The sequence below is a fragment of the Arthrobacter sp. AOP36-C1-22 genome (assembly GCF_052377515.1).
Classification (GTDB): Bacteria; Actinomycetota; Actinomycetes; order Actinomycetales; family Micrococcaceae; genus Arthrobacter_H.
The window spans coordinates 1-15,059 of the sequence record NZ_JBQSWW010000008.1; the positions used below are offsets into that span (position 1 = coordinate 1).

The 15,059-nt window shown below is 65.0% G+C and carries 15 protein-coding genes and 2 pseudogenes; 13 read left to right on the plus strand and 4 right to left on the minus strand.

The annotated features are described in order from the left end of the window. Positions 1-111: 111 nt before the first annotated feature. Positions 112-897, plus strand: a complete 786-nt coding sequence (locus ACT3S6_RS06315; RefSeq protein WP_444554331.1) for an AAA family ATPase — start codon at positions 112-114, stop codon at positions 895-897. On the opposite strand, the gene ACT3S6_RS06320 is transcribed toward ACT3S6_RS06315, so the two are convergent. Continuing rightward, positions 887-1,327, minus strand: a complete 441-nt coding sequence (locus tag ACT3S6_RS06320; RefSeq protein WP_444554217.1) for a YtoQ family protein — start codon at positions 1,325-1,327, stop codon at positions 887-889. The two genes, ACT3S6_RS06315 and ACT3S6_RS06320, sit on opposite strands and share 11 nt — an antisense overlap. Before the next feature lie 283 nt (positions 1,328-1,610). Between ACT3S6_RS06320 and ACT3S6_RS06325 the strand changes: the two genes are divergently transcribed. From ACT3S6_RS06325 to ACT3S6_RS06370, 10 genes and pseudogenes are all read left to right on the plus strand, one after another. Beyond that, positions 1,611-2,303: a histidine phosphatase family protein gene (locus tag ACT3S6_RS06325; RefSeq protein WP_444554218.1), complete on the plus strand. Its 693-nt coding sequence runs from the start codon at positions 1,611-1,613 to the stop codon at positions 2,301-2,303. A 24-nt stretch (positions 2,304-2,327) separates the two neighbouring features. Then, positions 2,328-2,882, plus strand: a complete 555-nt coding sequence (locus tag ACT3S6_RS06330; protein ID WP_444554219.1) for a DUF3090 domain-containing protein — start codon at positions 2,328-2,330, stop codon at positions 2,880-2,882. Beyond that, entirely contained in the window at positions 2,882-3,649 is a 768-nt protein-coding gene (locus ACT3S6_RS06335; RefSeq protein WP_444554220.1) for an SCO1664 family protein, read from the plus strand. Before ACT3S6_RS06330 ends, ACT3S6_RS06335 begins: the two co-directional genes overlap by 1 nt. Before the next feature lie 676 nt (positions 3,650-4,325). After that, on the plus strand, positions 4,326-4,622 hold the full coding sequence (locus tag ACT3S6_RS06340; protein ID WP_059280964.1) for a helix-turn-helix domain-containing protein: 297 nt from the start codon (positions 4,326-4,328) through the stop codon (positions 4,620-4,622). Then, positions 4,619-7,612 (plus strand): hypothetical protein, encoded by a 2,994-nt coding sequence (locus ACT3S6_RS06345; RefSeq protein ID WP_096197737.1) that lies wholly within the window; start codon positions 4,619-4,621, stop codon positions 7,610-7,612. The genes ACT3S6_RS06340 and ACT3S6_RS06345 overlap by 4 nt, the downstream gene beginning before the upstream one ends. Before the next feature lie 28 nt (positions 7,613-7,640). After that, a complete protein-coding gene (locus ACT3S6_RS06350; RefSeq protein ID WP_096197736.1) occupies positions 7,641-7,973 on the plus strand; it encodes a hypothetical protein in 333 nt (110 codons plus the stop codon). A 2-nt stretch (positions 7,974-7,975) separates the two neighbouring features. Then, positions 7,976-8,299 (plus strand): hypothetical protein, encoded by a 324-nt coding sequence (locus ACT3S6_RS06355; protein ID WP_096197735.1) that lies wholly within the window; start codon positions 7,976-7,978, stop codon positions 8,297-8,299. A 302-nt stretch (positions 8,300-8,601) separates the two neighbouring features. Next, positions 8,602-8,967, plus strand: a complete 366-nt coding sequence (locus ACT3S6_RS06360) for a plasmid mobilization protein (protein ID WP_443385747.1) — start codon at positions 8,602-8,604, stop codon at positions 8,965-8,967. Between the two features lie 131 nt (positions 8,968-9,098). Next, positions 9,099-9,446: pseudogene (locus ACT3S6_RS06365) on the plus strand (relaxase/mobilization nuclease domain-containing protein); the annotation flags it as partial. Between the two features lie 340 nt (positions 9,447-9,786). After that, on the plus strand, positions 9,787-10,731 hold the full coding sequence (locus tag ACT3S6_RS06370) for a hypothetical protein (protein WP_096197734.1): 945 nt from the start codon (positions 9,787-9,789) through the stop codon (positions 10,729-10,731). A 51-nt stretch (positions 10,732-10,782) separates the two neighbouring features. Here ACT3S6_RS06370 and ACT3S6_RS06375 read toward each other — a convergent pair whose 3' ends face one another. From ACT3S6_RS06375 to ACT3S6_RS06385, 3 genes are all read right to left on the minus strand, one after another. Next, positions 10,783-10,989 carry a hypothetical protein gene (locus tag ACT3S6_RS06375; RefSeq protein WP_096197733.1) on the minus strand — a complete coding sequence of 69 codons (207 nt, stop codon included), beginning with the start codon at positions 10,987-10,989 and terminating at the stop codon, positions 10,783-10,785. A 10-nt stretch (positions 10,990-10,999) separates the two neighbouring features. Next, on the minus strand, positions 11,000-11,554 hold the full coding sequence (locus tag ACT3S6_RS06380; RefSeq protein ID WP_059280958.1) for an antirestriction protein ArdA: 555 nt from the start codon (positions 11,552-11,554) through the stop codon (positions 11,000-11,002). Positions 11,555-11,691: 137 nt separating this feature from the next. Beyond that, positions 11,692-13,248 carry a recombinase family protein gene (locus ACT3S6_RS06385; protein WP_444554221.1) on the minus strand — a complete coding sequence of 519 codons (1,557 nt, stop codon included), beginning with the start codon at positions 13,246-13,248 and terminating at the stop codon, positions 11,692-11,694. Between the two features lie 118 nt (positions 13,249-13,366). Here ACT3S6_RS06385 and ACT3S6_RS06390 point away from each other — a divergent pair, with 118 nt between their 5' ends. Both ACT3S6_RS06390 and ACT3S6_RS06395 read left to right on the plus strand, forming a co-directional pair. After that, positions 13,367-13,792 carry a hypothetical protein gene (locus ACT3S6_RS06390; RefSeq protein WP_006822820.1) on the plus strand — a complete coding sequence of 142 codons (426 nt, stop codon included), beginning with the start codon at positions 13,367-13,369 and terminating at the stop codon, positions 13,790-13,792. Positions 13,793-13,940: 148 nt separating this feature from the next. Continuing rightward, positions 13,941-14,967: pseudogene (locus tag ACT3S6_RS06395) on the plus strand (ISL3 family transposase); the annotation flags it as partial. Positions 14,968-15,059: the final 92 nt, after the last annotated feature.

A 15,059-nucleotide genomic window follows, 5' to 3' on the forward strand; every position in this document is an offset into this window, starting at 1 on the left:
CCTTTTAGAGCGGTAGTCCACGGTGGCATAGTCGGTACCAGCACTGAGGCCGCAGCATCAAAAGTGCTATTCAAACGTCCGCCTCCTCGACACCGATTCCTGTCGTCCGAAGTGACGTGCCCTGACGGCTCGTACCGTGGGCCACCGGGTGCATCCGACTGCGCTCCCCCGGAAATAAACGTTGAAGCTGAAACCAGCCGGGTTCCGGCCCGAAGAAGCCCTGGAAGCTGGAGGTCTCCAGTCCAACCCTCGACGCGCGCAGGATTCACATCCGTCTTTCAGGAAGTCCATTACGCTTGCGTCAGGGCCCGCATCCTCATCACCGGCATGTCCGGTGCCGGGATGTCGACGTTGCTCGAAGAGCTTGCCATTCGGGGACACCTCACCGTTGATACGGACTACGACAACTGGGAGTTGCCGGGAAGCGTCTGGGACGAGTCGAGAATGAGCGACCTCCTGGCCCGGCACGATGATTTGCTGATCTCGGGCACCGTCGAGAACCAGGGAAGGTTCTACGACCGGTTCGACCACGTGGTGCTGCTGAACGCTCCGGTCCAGGCTCTCATCGAGCGTGTCGCCAACAGGACGAACAACCCGTACGGACGCACCAGGGCACAGCAGGATGAAGTGCGCCGGAATCCGAGGGACGTCGAACCACAGCTACGGCGAGGCGCAACCATCGAGCTTGACGGGCGTCGGCCCGTCTCCGACCTGGCCGACGACATCGAAGCACTCCGATCACCCCGTCATTCCGTCGTGCACTCAAGGCGAGCACGAAGTTCGTGCATCAGGGGCCGATGCCGGCCCAGGGACAACGGTGGAACCGGAACGCGGCAATGCGGTGAGGCGAAAGTCGACCGCGTTCCAGCACGGAGCAACCGCTGTTTTATGCCTTGAGTACGTACTGCAGTGTCTGCACCACCTGATCAGTGGTCTTGCACCAAGCCTGTGCTTCGGCGTCGACCTCCTTGAGCGGATGGACGATGTCTTCGTCGTGCAACGTCATGTATGGCTTGCCCAGGGCTGCGCAGTAGCCGGCATCGAAGGCGGCGTTCCATTGTTTGTACTTATCTCCGAAGCGGACCACCACCAAATCACTCTGTTCAATCAGCGTGCGCGTACGAATGGAGTTGACCTTGGAGGACTGGTGATCACGCCAGAATTGGCTAGAGGTCTCGCCGAGGTGGTCGCCTGCGGCGTCGCTTGCGGGGTGGTCGGTCACCGGCGAGGTGAATTCCACGTCGAGCCCGAGGGCCTCTGCACCACGCTGGATCTCATCACGCCAGTCGGTGTGGATCTCACCGGAAAGATAGACGGAAAAAGTCATGGTTTGATGCTCCTTCATAAATGTCGGTTGGACCTAAAATTGGCCCTTCAGCCAACCTTCCAACAGAACGGCGGAAAGTTCCAACGACCGACAGAAGATGACACGCTCCGGGTTCCCCGCCGCCGCCGTAGGTGGTCAGCCGATAGGTGTCGGATGGTAGAGCGGGAGTCGACCCCGTCACGTCACGGACCACCCTCTGGTCATCTTGTACATCGCATGAACTGTCGACGCACGCCCCAGCCCGATTCACGCCCCCCAGCTAATGGGTGGCTAGGCTGGGTGGATGGCGACAGTTCTTCTCGTGCGGCACGGCCGCACCACAGCTAATGCCACTGGTCTGCTAGCTGGCCGAGCCGCTGGCGTCAGCTTGGACTCGGTCGGGCGTGACCAGGCCGCTCTGACCGGAGAACGGATCGCGCCCGTCCCCATTGCCGGGGTGGTATCGAGCCCACTTGAGCGTTGTCAGGAAACCACCGAAATCATCCTCGAGCGCCAGACCGGCACACCGGGCACGGTGGTCGATCAAGCCCTGACAGAGTGCGATTATGGCCAATGGCAGGGCCGCGCGCTCAGTGATCTCGCGTCCGAGGAGTTGTGGCCGTTGGTACAGACCCAACCGTCCGCCGTCGTCTTCCCCGACGGTGAGTCAATGGCAGAAATGCAGGCCCGGTCAGTGGCAGCAATTCGCCGCCATGATGCGGCCTTCGAAGCCGCGTACGGCCAGGAAGCCGTATGGGTGGCGGTCAGCCACGGTGACGTCATCAAGTCAATCCTTGCCGATGCGCTTGGCATGCATCTTGACCTGTTTCAGCGTATTAACGTCGGCCCCGCCTCTGTATCGATCGTGCACTACGGAACGAGTCGGCCGAACGTCTACGCGACCAACACCAACGCGGGTGATCTATCGTGGCTGACTACCAACACTCTTTCTGGTGATGCCCCGGTGGGCGGCGGTGCAGGACAGAAGGCCCCATGAACCATATGCGCCTAGAATACTGACATGGCTACACGTGTTCACGAATTCGACTGGCCCGATCGGGTCGTCGTTGGCACCCTTGGCCTTCCGGGGGCGCGTACGTTCTACCTGCAGGTGCGTGCGGGGACGCAGATCATCAGCATTGCGCTCGAGAAGCAGCAGTCTGCTCTGCTCGCGGAGAAGATCGACGAAATCCTCGACCAGCTCATCACCATCGATGGCAACCCCTTCAGTGTTCCCACGAACACTCCCGTTGAACTAGTCGATAATGACCAGCTCGAGGTCGTCCAGGAGCAGTTCCGTACCGGAGCTGTGGGCCTGGGCTGGGACCCGACCACGGCCCAAATCGTCATGGAGGCTTACCCCATCACCGATGCTGATGCTGATGGCAACGGCGAATGGCTCGTCGAGGAAGGCACTGACGAGCCCGAAATGCTTCGGGTGCGAATTCCGGTCGGCAGCGCCCGTGCATTCACCAAGCGCACCCGCGAGATCGTCGGGGCCGGTCGTCCGATATGCCCGTTCTGTGGTTATCCCATGGACGCAGACGGGCACAACTGTCCCTCCCCCGAGGTCTGATGGCGACGCCGGACCTCGCGACAGCCGAGCTGACTCTGACCGGTCGCATCACGACGGCGTCCAACGCTACGTTCCTCGGCACCATCGGCAATGTAGTGGTTGTCTATAAGCCGATAGCTGGCGAAACTCCGCTCTGGGATTTTCCGCAGGGCCTCTTGGCTCATCGGGAAGTGGCCGCATATCTGGTCTCGCAGGCCCTCGGCTGGGACATCGTGCCACGCACCTGGCTGCGTGATGGGCCGATGGGTGAAGGAATGGTGCAGCTCTGGCAGGAGCGGGACCGAACCCAAAACGCTGTGGACCTGGTCGCAACGGACCAGGTTCCGGAGACCGGCTGGAAACAGGTTCTCGAGGGGCGTGATGAGAGCGGACGGATAATCGCGCTCGTCCACGAAGACTCGCCTGCCCTCAGACGCATGGCGGTGTTCGACATCATCGTCAACAACGCCGACCGCAAAGGAGATCACATTCTTGCCATGGCTGACGGCCATCGGCACGGTGTGGACCATGGGCTCACCCTCCACAGCGACCACAAACTGCGGACGGTGCTGTGGGGGTGGCTGGGAGAAGCCCTCACCGCCGATGAACGAGACGGCATAGGTCGGGTCAGCGAAGGGCTACAGGGCGGTCTGGGCCAGGAACTGGTGGACTTGCTCAGCGTCGAGGAACTGGCATCTCTCGCGGCACGTTGCACACGGTTGCTCTCAGAGGGCCGGTTTCCATCCCCACGCGGTGAGATGTCCGCGGTGCCTTGGCCCCTTTTCTAAGGCGCCCCCACTGGCCCCGCAAGCTGAGCCACCCGAAAGTGAAGCCGCACAAGGAGCACGGCATTATTGCGACGCACCACGGGTGGAAATATGTGGGTGGCCGTCACGAACATATGTTCCTGGCGGCCACCGCTGTAAGTTTCAGGCCGGCCGGTACCTAGACGTTGAATCGGAAGTCGACCGCATCACGTACATTGCTTACCTCTTGGACTTCGGATTCCACGCTCTCGGCTGCCAACATGCGCCCGATCTTGCTACACTTAGTGGTGTAGCCGAACGTCGACTACTACCCCGACCGGAGCAGTGCTCCTCCGGCGGAAAAGATGAAGACCCCGGGACGAGCACACCGGGGTAAGAGGGACTGGCGGGCGACCCACCACCTTCGGATAACAGGGCAGGGTCGCGTGTCGGACCCAAGGGATGGGCTCCTCCGACTGCCACTGGTGACCCACACTCGCGGGACCGGCGTGACTCCCGGCGCGAGGAAAGAGGCCAGAGTCACGGGTTCCGAGCGAGATGGACGCGCTCGGGTAGACCGGCCGATTGCGAACCACACTCGTCGGGCCTGGCGCTCCAGCGACGAGGACAGAGGCCAGAGCGCAGCCGCCCTCATCGGTAGGTGAGGGACTCAAGAGGCGGCCACGAGTACACGGGTAATGACTCCTAGGGAGTCCCTGTGTCCTCGACACCTCACGTCCAACCCATCTATCTCACCCTCCAGCAGGCGGCTGCCGAGGGTTATGCCGCGTACTCCACACTTCGGAAGTACATCACTGACGGCCGACTGCCCGCCGTCAAGGTCGGTTCCCGCGTCAAGGTGCTGCGCGCCGACCTCGAAGCTCTCGCGGTGGCCGTCAGGCCCGCGACCTTCGAGGAGATTGAGGCTGCCGCAGAACGGCTTGCCGCATCCGCTCCCCCGCTGAACGACGCTCAGGTTCGTCGTCTCAGCACGATCTTCGGCGGTGCGGCATGAGCGCCGCGGCCTCCAGCTGGGTGCGCCACGACATCACCGACGGCGTGCGGCGCGGCATCGTCTTCGAGGTGCTCGTGCGACGTCGCACACGAGCCGCGGTCAGCGGGGGCGCGACCGTGCCCAACGATGCCTCGACCGGCGGGGCGGCGGGGTCTCAGCCTCCCGTCACCGAGTGTGACAGTTCCGAACTGTCACACCTTCTCGACCTCTCCGAGACGACTATTTCCCCTGGCCAGGAAGGAAATGCTCCAGCACGGTCATTAGCCCCTATGGGGAGCCCCGAGTTAAGACTGTATGACCGTGGCGCCGCGAGCGGTCCGCTGTCACCTGCGCCGGAGGCTGTCGGGGCAGGCGTGCCGGTGTCCACGACGGCGTTCGGCGATCTCCCGTCGGTGAAGGCGATGGGGACCGGCCGCGCCGGGATCGTCGTGGGCTTCGACACCGAGTTCACGACCGTGGACGGCGCGCGGATCATCGACTCGTACCAGCTCGTCACGCCGGACCCGGTCGATCCGTCGATGATGGTCGAGGTTGTCATCCTTCCCCCGCTGGGCTCCGGCGCTCGCCTCTCGCTGCACACGGCGCTGTGGGCCGTGGTGGTCGCTGCCGAGCTGTGGCATTCCGCGCTGGTGCCCGACGAGGTCGGTCCCCGTGGCGTGCCGCGCGGGGCGTTCTGGTCTGATGACTGGCAGGAGCGTCGGGACGCGCTGGCGAAGCTGCGCGTGCCCATCGTGCTTGCCTGCCACTACGGCTCGGCGGACCTTACGACTTTCCGCACGGGCGGTCAGAGCCGCGAGCTGGACAGCCTCGTCCGGCTAACCTCGGCTGCCGGTGGCCTGGTGACGCTCCTGCCGTTCCGCTCGCAGCGCGGCAACGAGAACGGGCACTGGTGGCAGAGCCTGTCGGTGTCCGTCCGCGACACCATGTCGCAGGCACCCGCCGGGAAGAAGAGCCTTGCCGTCCTCGGCGCGGCGTGCGGTGTCACGAAGCTGGACGTGCCGGAGGGCTGGATCTCCCGCATGACGGACTACCGACGTGAGCACCTGGATGAGTTCCTGGAGTACGGCATCAACGACGCGGTCATCGTCGTCGAATACCTCGCTCGGCTGTGGGGTGACGGAGTCGTTCCTCCGATCACCCTCAGCGGTGGTGCTGCTGCAGCGCTCGTGGACTCTGGAAGCTCCTACTTGGGGGCGTCGAGCCCCTCGGAGTTCCGCCGGAAGTTCGCTGGGCTGGTGGACGAGGACGAGGGCGTCGAGGCTGTCGAGGAGGGTGACCGGCTGAGCTTCTACGCGAAGCGGGGTCGCAACCCGCTCGATGGCGCTGCCGCGCAGCTCTCCTCCGCGTTCGCCCGTGCGTATCACGGTGGGTTGAACTCGTGTCCGATGCCGGGCTACTACCCGACCCCGACTGTGGACATCGACGCGCAGAACGCCTACCCGACCGCGATGGCTCTTGTGCGTGATCTCGACTGGGAGGCCGGTGCCATCGAGGAGGTCGTGCATGAGCGAGCGCTCACCGTTGACGACGTGTCCTCGGCGGCGACCCCGTTTGTCGGCTTCGTGTCGTTCGGGTTCCCCGCAGACGTGGCGCATCCGTGCTTGCCGATCGTCGCTGATGGCACCCTCGTCTATCCGCGCACGTCCGAGGGTGTTGCTGGCACCTGGGTCTGCGGCCCGGAGCTGTGGCTCGCTCTCCGCCTCGGCGCTGAGGTCCACTGCCAGATCGGCTATCTCGGTCGCGAGCTGGGGCAGGACGGTGGGCCGAGCCTGTCCCTGCGCCATGGGGTGAAGCAGCTCATCGATGACCGGAACGCTGCCAAGAAGATTTTCGGCAAGGGGTCTCTGGAAGAGCAGACGCTGAAGACCGGCGTGAACTCGGTGTACGGCAAGACCGCGCAGGACGTCGCTGAGCAGCGCTCATGGGACGCTCGCGCACAGGAGATGGACAACGTCGGCGGCTCGGCGGTCTCCAGCCCCTACCACGCCGCAACCACCACGTCTTTCGTTCGTGCGCAGCTGCTCGCGACCATGAACCAGATCGTCGAACACGGCGGGCACGTCTTCTCGGTGACCACGGACGGGTTCATCACGGACTTCACCGTTGATGAGGTCGCTGGCCTCGACCTCTACGGGCTTGACGAGGTGCTCAGCGACTCTCGCACTGCTCTGACCGGCGACCCGAGTATCTGGGAGGCGAAGCACGCGCAGGACGATCTGGTGAACTTCACTACGCGCGGCAACGTGTCGCTCTCTCCAGGCGGGGTGTGCGCTCACAACGGCCTCAAGGCTCCGAAGGGTACCGTCCCGGACAGTGCCGAGGACCGGGAACTGCTGCTGACCGCTGTCGTGACCCGCGAGGGCCGGGTGCCGAACGGGTACACGCGATTCCCCTCGTTCCAGGAGCTGTCACGCACCGAGGATCGTAAGGACTTCCTGCCGTCCCGGGTCGAGCGCTCGGTGAGCATGGACTACGACCTCAAGCGTCAGCCCGTCATGCCCTCCATGACACCCGAGATGGTGCCTCTGCCGGACGGCTCCGTTGAGGAGATGGCGACCTTCACCACGCAGCCGTGGGAGCGGGTCGAGGACTGCCTGCGCGCTCGCCAGATCGCCCGCGACATGGCCGAGACCGGATGCCTGCGCACCGTCGCTGAGTGGCGCGACTGGAACCTGAAGTACACGCACGGTAAGGGCCGCCGCATCGTCACTCCGCAGCGCGCAGTGCTCATGTCCATCGTCATGGCGCACCGTCAAGGCGTCGCCACGATCCCGACTCTCGCTGACCGCTCGATGACTATTGCCGACCGCCTCGACTGGCTCAGCGAGTGGGGGCTCGGCACTGTCTCCCGAGGCGATTGGGACAACGCCCGCCGGCCTGAGCGGGCGTCCCAGATGCTCGCCATCGACACCCTCGACCCGTACCTCGACCGGATGACATCCATGGCGCCCGGCGACCACCCTACGGACGCCGACCGACTCCCGTACTGACCAGCCCAACGACCCGAAAGGAATGACCATGAACAACGACTACCAGATGCTCGACGACCTGATGCAGGACATGCACGACCGGAACACGGTGCGCATCGCGATGACGGACTGGCTCATCGGCGGGCACGCGCCCGGTGATGCATGGCAGGCCCGCGACCCCCGGCGCACCACGGTCGAGGGTTCCCTGCGCTCTGAGGCACTCGTGCTTGGCGCAGCGCTCGACTTGCTCCGCGAGGACGTGCAGGAAGCACGAGACGAAGGCCTGCCCGAAGACACGATCATTGCTGCCCTCGACCTCCCGTCCGAGATCGCGTCGCTTGTCCTCGGAGAGGGCCACCCTCTCAACGGGAAGGATAACTGACCATGAGCAACAAGACCACGACCAACCTCGACGTGCTGATCGAGCAGGAGCGCCGCCGTGCGTCCGAGCGCATCGCCAAGCTCAAGCGTGCTGCCGCCGCCGAGCTGCGCCGCATCGACGGAAAGGTCATCGATCTGCTGCGCGACCAGAACCCCGACCTCTACGACCGGCTCTGCCATGAGGCGAGCGAAGCCATCGCCGCGGAGAAGGTGAAGCGGTCGATCCGCGCGAAGGAGGCTGCATCGTCTTCGGGCGCGGTGAACGACGGGGCCGCCTCGCAGACCGTCGATGCCGAGCATGAGGAGGTGGCACCGTGGAACGGCTGACGAGTCCGATCCGGGACTTGCGCCAGCGTCCCGGGTTCCCCTCGCCCGGAGGTCGCGCAGCGACCGAGGACGAGGGCCAGCGGCTCTTGGAGGACCGAGGCGCTAGCCGAGTGTCCGACAAGAACCCTGCTGGCCGTCTTCCGTACGCCCCGGAGAACGAGCCCGACTCCCCAAGCAGCGCTGGTCGGGATCGTGCGGAGGGGTGTGCGGAAGACCCGGCCCTGTCAGCGGAGCAGCACCACGACTCCCAGGTGAACACCGGTCGTGGTGCTGCGCAGAGGGCAGGGTCGGCCGAGGCTCCGGTGGAGCCTCGGAACAGCCGACGTCGAGAGGTCTCTCTCGACGTGCGGCTGACGGTGGCTGATCGCGACGCGATCCGCCACCGCGCCCACGTGCTCAGCGTCAAGCCGAGCGCATGGGCTCGTGCCGTCATGCTCGACGCGCTGGACTCGAGGTCCTCGAAGGTCGCTCAGCTGGAGAGCAACGCCGGCGTGAAGGAGACGGCGCCTACGTCTCTTGCTCCGGCAGTAGAGCAGCTGCGTCGAGTTGGTGTGAACCTGAACCAGGCGCTCCGCAAGGGCGCTGCCGTCGATGACGGCCTCCTTCACGCGGTGATGGTTGCGGTGGACGAGGTGCGTGCCTCGCTCGGCGATCGGACACGGTCATGAGCACCGTGAACATCCGCCCCTCGACCAACGCTGCAGGAGCCGTTGGGTACATCCTCTACGGGCGTGACCCTGAGGTGCGAAAGGAGCTCCTCAAGGTCGGATCGACTCGTGCAGCCACGTATGCGATGTCCATGGTCGACGGCGGGACGACCCCGTCGGAGTTCATAGCGTGTGCCGAGGCGCACGCCGCTGCTCATGGTCGGACGAACCAGCTTCAGAGCTATGTGCTGGCGTTCCACCCCGACGAGTTCGATGTGACCTCGCACGCCGACCTTGAGCGCATCCGGGACGTGGCCGTCGAACTCGCGGAACGCATGCACAGCGCTGACTACATGGTCGCGGTGCACTCTGACTCTGCCGGAGGCCACGGGCACGCGCACATCCTCGTCATCAACCACGACAACCTCACCGGTAAGAGCCTCCAGCGGTACACGTCGTGGAAGCACGGATTGCGTCAGTTGAACGACGAGCTGATGGCAGACGAGGGTCTGCGGGTACTCCCCGATCCCGAGGAACCGAAGCCCGACTGGGAGCTGCGCCGCGAGGCCTTCGCTCCGGGCGGGTTCGAGCAGGTCCTCGGCGACAAGGTCTACGACGCACTGACCGACTCACGCTCGACGAATCGCGAGGCGTTCGAGCACGTCCTCGCCGGGCACGGGGTCACGCTCGCGGTGACGAACCGCGACGGCTGGAGTTACAAGATGCGCCGGGATGACAACGGGAAGCTCGGACGGAAGAAGGCCTCGGCGCTGACACCCGAGTTCACCGCCGAAGGTGCTCAAGAGATCTTCGACTACCACGCACAGAAGGGACAGGCTCATGGGAGCGCTGGACAAGATCAAGCAGTCCGACGAGCAGCAGCGGACTACGGAGATGCTGGAGACCTTGATCTCGCAGCGCGACGCCGACAGGCAGCAGATCGTGAATCTCACGAAGACCGTCGCCGACCTGACCGAGTACGTGAAGACCATGGACGAGGAGCAGGCGACGCGGCTGGATCGCCTGTCGACCTCGCAGCAGCACGAGCTTCCCTCCACGCTGCCGCTCGACGCCGAGACGAAGAGTCGGCTGAACGAGATCGAGAAGACGCTCGCAAGCGTCGCGCAGCAGCTGAGCAGCAGCGAGGTGGTGAAGCTGCCCGACGGGTTCTCGGTGACCAGGGCGGACCTGGCCGCGCACACGATGACGCGGAAGATCAGCGAGGAGCTGAAGACGACTGCCTCGGCCTCGGCTGACCTCGCCGACGCCGTGCGCAAGCGCGGCAACGTCCGCATCGACACGGACAAGCTCACCGAACACGCCGTGAAGGTACTCGATGATCGGCTGGCGAAGGCCGTCGAAGCTCCCATCCAGAGGGTCGAGGAGACTCTCGCGGGACTCGAATGGCGAGTGAGCAAGCTCGGGACCGAGAAACTCGCCAAGGTGACCGACCGTGCCCACGAAGTGGTCAGCGCTGCCCGGCGGGCCGAGCGCCGGATCGAGCAGCTTTCGGCGAAGGTCACCTGGGCAACGGTCGGGCGAATCTGCCTTGCCCTCATCCCGTTCTCCGTCGCGTTCATCATGCTCACGGGGATGGTCGGCGGGATCACGCAGATGCTCGGCCTCGGACCGCTGCTCGGATGGGCCTGGGACTCGTTCGCCGCCGCGAGTGCCTGGTGGGCGAAGGCACTCATTGCCCTCGCCGCCCTGGGCGGATGCGGTCTGTTCGGTTGGTTGCTTTGGTGGCTCGGAAAGAAGCTGTACGAGAGCTATCGTGGCTGGTAGCCAAGGAAAAAAGTGAGTGCCCCGTAGCCGAAGCTACGGGGCACTCTGAACTCAGTCGACGTCGGGGTCATCACCGAACAACTCGGCATCGGTGTCGAAGTACCCGAGAAGGTCCCGCTGCTGGCGGATCAGCTCGACGGTTGCCTTGTGCAGGGCGAGCAGGTCATGGAGGTGGGCCTCCTCATCGCTCATTTCGGGGTCGCCGATCCACCACCGAAACGACTCGGCGTGGCTGTAGGCGTTGGTCTCAGCGCTCATGATCGCTCCCTCACAGGTCCCGAAAGACGTACACGGAGATCGCGTCGGCTCGGACCACCGTGTAGTCGTATTCGAGGTCGCGGGTCCAGGCAACCCAGTTGAAGTAGCGCACAAGCTCTTCCGGCGCGTCCTGCGGGATGAGGCCGATCTCCTCGGCGAGAGTCTCGGCGTAGTCCCGGAAACTGCCCCATGTTCCGCAGAAGCGCTCTTCGAAGTCGGAAACAGACGGCAGGTCTCCAGTGCCTTCTGCGACGTAGCTGCCGGAGGCCGTCCAAGCGCACAGAGCATCGCGCTGGTGCTCGGGGACCGCGAGGAGGACGCGAGCCCACTCTGCGGCCTCCGACGGACTCATCTCGCCCGAGGCGGGGATGTTCTCGTGGTCCATGACCCACAGCTCTTCGCACCCACTGTGCACGCGATGAGCGCCGCCGTGGACGTCAGCAAGGGTGACTTCGTCGGCGGTCTCGGCATCGAACCACTCGCCGACGAGGCGAGCGTTGTTGTCGCAGGCGAGGCAGCCGATCCAAGCTCGGGGCGTGGTGTCGGTGTTCGTTCGGGTGGTCATGGCAGGTCTCCTCCGTGGTCGAGGAGAGCGGCGGGCGCGACAGGCAGTCGTGCTCGGTGAATCGACGCGCTTACGCCACGTCGCCGCTCTCAAGAGGTCTCCCGGCCACGCTCCGCGTGGCTACCCAACCAGGTGGTCTACCTCCAGTCGACGACGACGGACTCGGTCCTGAACCCCTTGCGCCCGCGCGGCTGCGGGAGAAGGGTAACCGTGGCAAGGGTGTCGATGGTCTGACGACGGAGGTCAAGTGAAGCGTCCTGGAACGCCTCGGCAGGATCATCGACGCCCAGGATCGGCGACAGCGCGCCCGCGCGCCCTTGCATGAGCCTTTCGGCTTCCAGCTCCTGAATACGCACTTCTGCGGCGTCCCGAACACGCTTGAGGTCGCGGGCCTCGATGATCTCGGCGTCGTAGTCGGCCTCGGCGCGCAGAATGCGCGCCCGCTGGTCGCTGATCGCCGAGTCGATGCCTGCCGCATGCGGCCCACCGTCCGCGAGCTCGACCATCACCGTCGCGTCCTTGCGTGCAAGACGCTTGGCGACGACCGTCATGACGAAATCGTCGATGGCGGCGCCCGAGCGGACGATGTGCCCTGCGCACTTGTACCCGCGCGGTGCCCCGGTCACCTTCCTCCCGCACACCTCGCCGGTCTCCTCGTCGACGTATCCGCACCGGTAGAGCCCGCTGCCGAGGTGCTTGCGCTTGGTCGAGCCGGATGTGTTCGTCACCCGCTCCGTGTCATCGAGGACCTGCTGCGCCTTCCACCACGTCTCATCGCTAACGATCGGCTCCCACTGCCCCCGGATCGGCTCTCCAGCGTCATCACGGAGGATCTGCGCCTTCCACATCCGGCGCCGCTTCCCATCCGCCTGAGCAAACTTCGGAGTGTACGTGCTCAGCGCCGCGTAACGCGGGTTCCGCAGGATGCCCAGCACGGTCGAGGGAGACCACGGACCGTCCTCGACGATCGGCCTAGGTTCGAGGCCCTGCTGCGCGCGGGCGGTGGCGCGCTCGACGCTCACGGTGTGCGTGTGCTTGGGCAGTGGTGTGATCCCATCGATCTGCTCGGTGCCACTGAGAGCCCGGGCGAGCGATCGCAGCGACTCAGGGTGCTCGATCCTGGTGAACAGCTCGTAGATCGCCTTCACGGCCTCGGCTTCGTGAGGGATCACCTCACCGTCGACGGCGTAGCCGAGCGGGCGCATGCCCTTCGGGGCGCGCCCCTGCATAGCGCGCTGACGCTGGGCTGCAGACTGGCGGGCACTCTTGCGTTCCATCTCGGCCCGCGCCACAGCCGCCTTGATGCGGGCATACATCCGACCGCCGTCGGTCGAAAGGTCCGCGTCGCCATTGGCCGTGACGAGGGCGAGGCCGCGCAGCTCGGCGGCGTCGATCCAGTCCTCCAGCTGTCGGGGCTGCCGAGTGAGCCTGTCGAGGTCGTAGCAGATGATCGCGCCGAACCGTCCGAGCAAATAGTCGGCGACCATGCGGTCGTAGTCCGGGCGGATGGCGCTCCTGTCGGTGGCGCTCTTCGACTGGTCCACGTAGGTCTCGACGACCTCCCAGCGCCGGAATCGTGCAAGGTTTTCGCAGTCCTCGCGCTGGCGGTCGATAGCGAGCCCGTCCATCTCGCGATCCTGTGAGATTCGGAGGTAGATGGCTGCCTTGCGGGGCGCGGTGGAACGCTCGTTCATGTAGCCAGACTACATTATGACGTAAGCTCCATCCGTAACTGATGATGTCACCATCAGTGTGCACAGTGGTAGAGTTGCACCATCTGACCAAACGCACAAGACGCCCCAGGAGACACCCATGCCGCAGCTGACACTCAGCTTCCCCGACCTTGCCGAGCACGCAAGCCGAGTCCACCCCGAGCTTAGGACGCTCGTTCAGGAATTCGCCGAGACCGACCGCGCCCGGTTCACAGAGTCAGCGTCACTGTGTGAGATGTGGATTGACCCCGAATTCAAGAAACTACTCAACACTCTTCAACTCGATGGCCGGCTGCCTAACATCGATACAAACATCGACGCCAACAATGATTTCAAGCGCGTCTTGACGTTTACGTTGCCGGAGGGCGGCGAGACTACGGATGTACGCGATATCATCCAGCATGCATGGGCGGCAACGGTCGACACATACGCGGGCGCTCTCTACCACCGAGCGAAAGAGATCGCGGCAGGAAACTCGAACTCGAGCTGGACCCCCGACCAAGCCACGAGCGCCCCCACTCTCTAGAGCGTAGGTCCACGTCAGGGCCTATTTCTGGCTCTTCGCAGATGAGGGTGTAGCTGCGGAGTGTGGGGTGGGCGCGTCGGTGCCGGGATAGACGTCGAGGTCTCCCGATGATGGAAGTTCTCACGCTCGCCATCAGGAAGACCTCGACGTGCCCAACGCTACCTTCGACAGCCCCGATTTGACGACCTTCGCGCGCCTGGACGAACTCGGTCTGGTCGCCGTCGGTCAACGCCTCTCGGCCGAGCGGGCGGTGCTCGAGTGTCGACTCGCGGAGGAAGATCCGTGGTGCCGCGCCTGCGGGGCGAGGTCGACCTCGCGCGGCACGATCACTCGTCGCCTCGCTCACCAGCCGTTCGGCCACCGCCCCACGACCCTGCTGGTGCGGATCCGGCGCTACCGGTGTGATCACTGCGGCAACCGCTGGCGAGAGGACACCACCGCCGCCGCGCCCGAGCGGGCGAAACTCTCCCGCGGCGGGATGCGGTGGGCACTGGAAGCCCTGGTCATCGATCACCTCACGATCGCAAGGATCGCCGCCGGGCTCGGGGTTGCCTGGCACACCGCCAACGACGCCGTCCTGGCCGAGGGCCAGCAGCTGCTGATCGATGACCCAGCCCGCTTCGACGCCGTCCGCGTGATCGGTGTTGACGAGCACCTCTGGCGCCACACCCGGCGCGGCGACAAGTACGTCACCGTGATCATCGACCTCACCCCAGCCAGGGACAAGACCGGCCCGGCGAGGCTGCTGGACATGATCCCCGGCCGCTCCAAAGCAGCGTTCAAGGCCTGGCTCAAGGCCCTCCCCAAGGCATGGAAGGACCGCATCGAGGTAGTGGCGATGGACGGGTTCACCGGATACAAGACCGCCGCCGGCGAGGCCCTCCCAGGCGCGGTCGCGGTCATGGATCCCTTCCACGTCGTCCGCCTCGCCGGAGACGCACTGGAACGACTGCCGACGACGCGTCCAGCAGCAGCTCCACAAGCGCAGGGGCCGCAAGGACGACCCCCTCTACAAGACTCGCCGCACCCTCCACACCGGCACCAAGCTGCTGACCGACCGCCAATGCCAGCGCCTCAGCAGCCTGTTCGAGCGAGAGAAGCACGTTGCGGTCGAGGTGACCTGGGAGATCTACCAGGCGATGGTCGCCGCCTACCGAGAACCCGACCGGGCGAAAGCGGCTCTTCGCAGATGAGGGTGTAGCGGTCGGTGGCGGGGTGGGCGCGTCGGTGCGGGGATAGACGTCGAGGTCTCCCGATGATGGAAGTT

What these genes read in the sequence shown, in the direction of transcription:
- ACT3S6_RS06320 (WP_444554217.1), bottom strand. Translation starts at nt 1,327, where the DNA reads ATGACTTTTTCCGTCTATCTTTCCGGTGAGATCCACACCGACTGGCGT.
- ACT3S6_RS06325 (WP_444554218.1), top strand. Translation starts at nt 1,611, where the DNA reads ATGGCGACAGTTCTTCTCGTGCGGCACGGCCGCACCACAGCTAATGCC.
- ACT3S6_RS06330 (WP_444554219.1), top strand. Translation starts at nt 2,328, where the DNA reads ATGGCTACACGTGTTCACGAATTCGACTGGCCCGATCGGGTCGTCGTT.
- ACT3S6_RS06335 (WP_444554220.1), top strand. Translation starts at nt 2,882, where the DNA reads ATGGCGACGCCGGACCTCGCGACAGCCGAGCTGACTCTGACCGGTCGC.
- ACT3S6_RS06345 (WP_096197737.1), top strand. Translation starts at nt 4,619, where the DNA reads ATGAGCGCCGCGGCCTCCAGCTGGGTGCGCCACGACATCACCGACGGC.
- ACT3S6_RS06350 (WP_096197736.1), top strand. Translation starts at nt 7,641, where the DNA reads ATGAACAACGACTACCAGATGCTCGACGACCTGATGCAGGACATGCAC.
- ACT3S6_RS06355 (WP_096197735.1), top strand. Translation starts at nt 7,976, where the DNA reads ATGAGCAACAAGACCACGACCAACCTCGACGTGCTGATCGAGCAGGAG.
- ACT3S6_RS06370 (WP_096197734.1), top strand. Translation starts at nt 9,787, where the DNA reads ATGGGAGCGCTGGACAAGATCAAGCAGTCCGACGAGCAGCAGCGGACT.
- ACT3S6_RS06375 (WP_096197733.1), bottom strand. Translation starts at nt 10,989, where the DNA reads ATGAGCGCTGAGACCAACGCCTACAGCCACGCCGAGTCGTTTCGGTGG.
- ACT3S6_RS06380 (WP_059280958.1), bottom strand. Translation starts at nt 11,554, where the DNA reads ATGACCACCCGAACGAACACCGACACCACGCCCCGAGCTTGGATCGGC.
- ACT3S6_RS06385 (WP_444554221.1), bottom strand. Translation starts at nt 13,248, where the DNA reads ATGAACGAGCGTTCCACCGCGCCCCGCAAGGCAGCCATCTACCTCCGA.
- ACT3S6_RS06390 (WP_006822820.1), top strand. Translation starts at nt 13,367, where the DNA reads ATGCCGCAGCTGACACTCAGCTTCCCCGACCTTGCCGAGCACGCAAGC.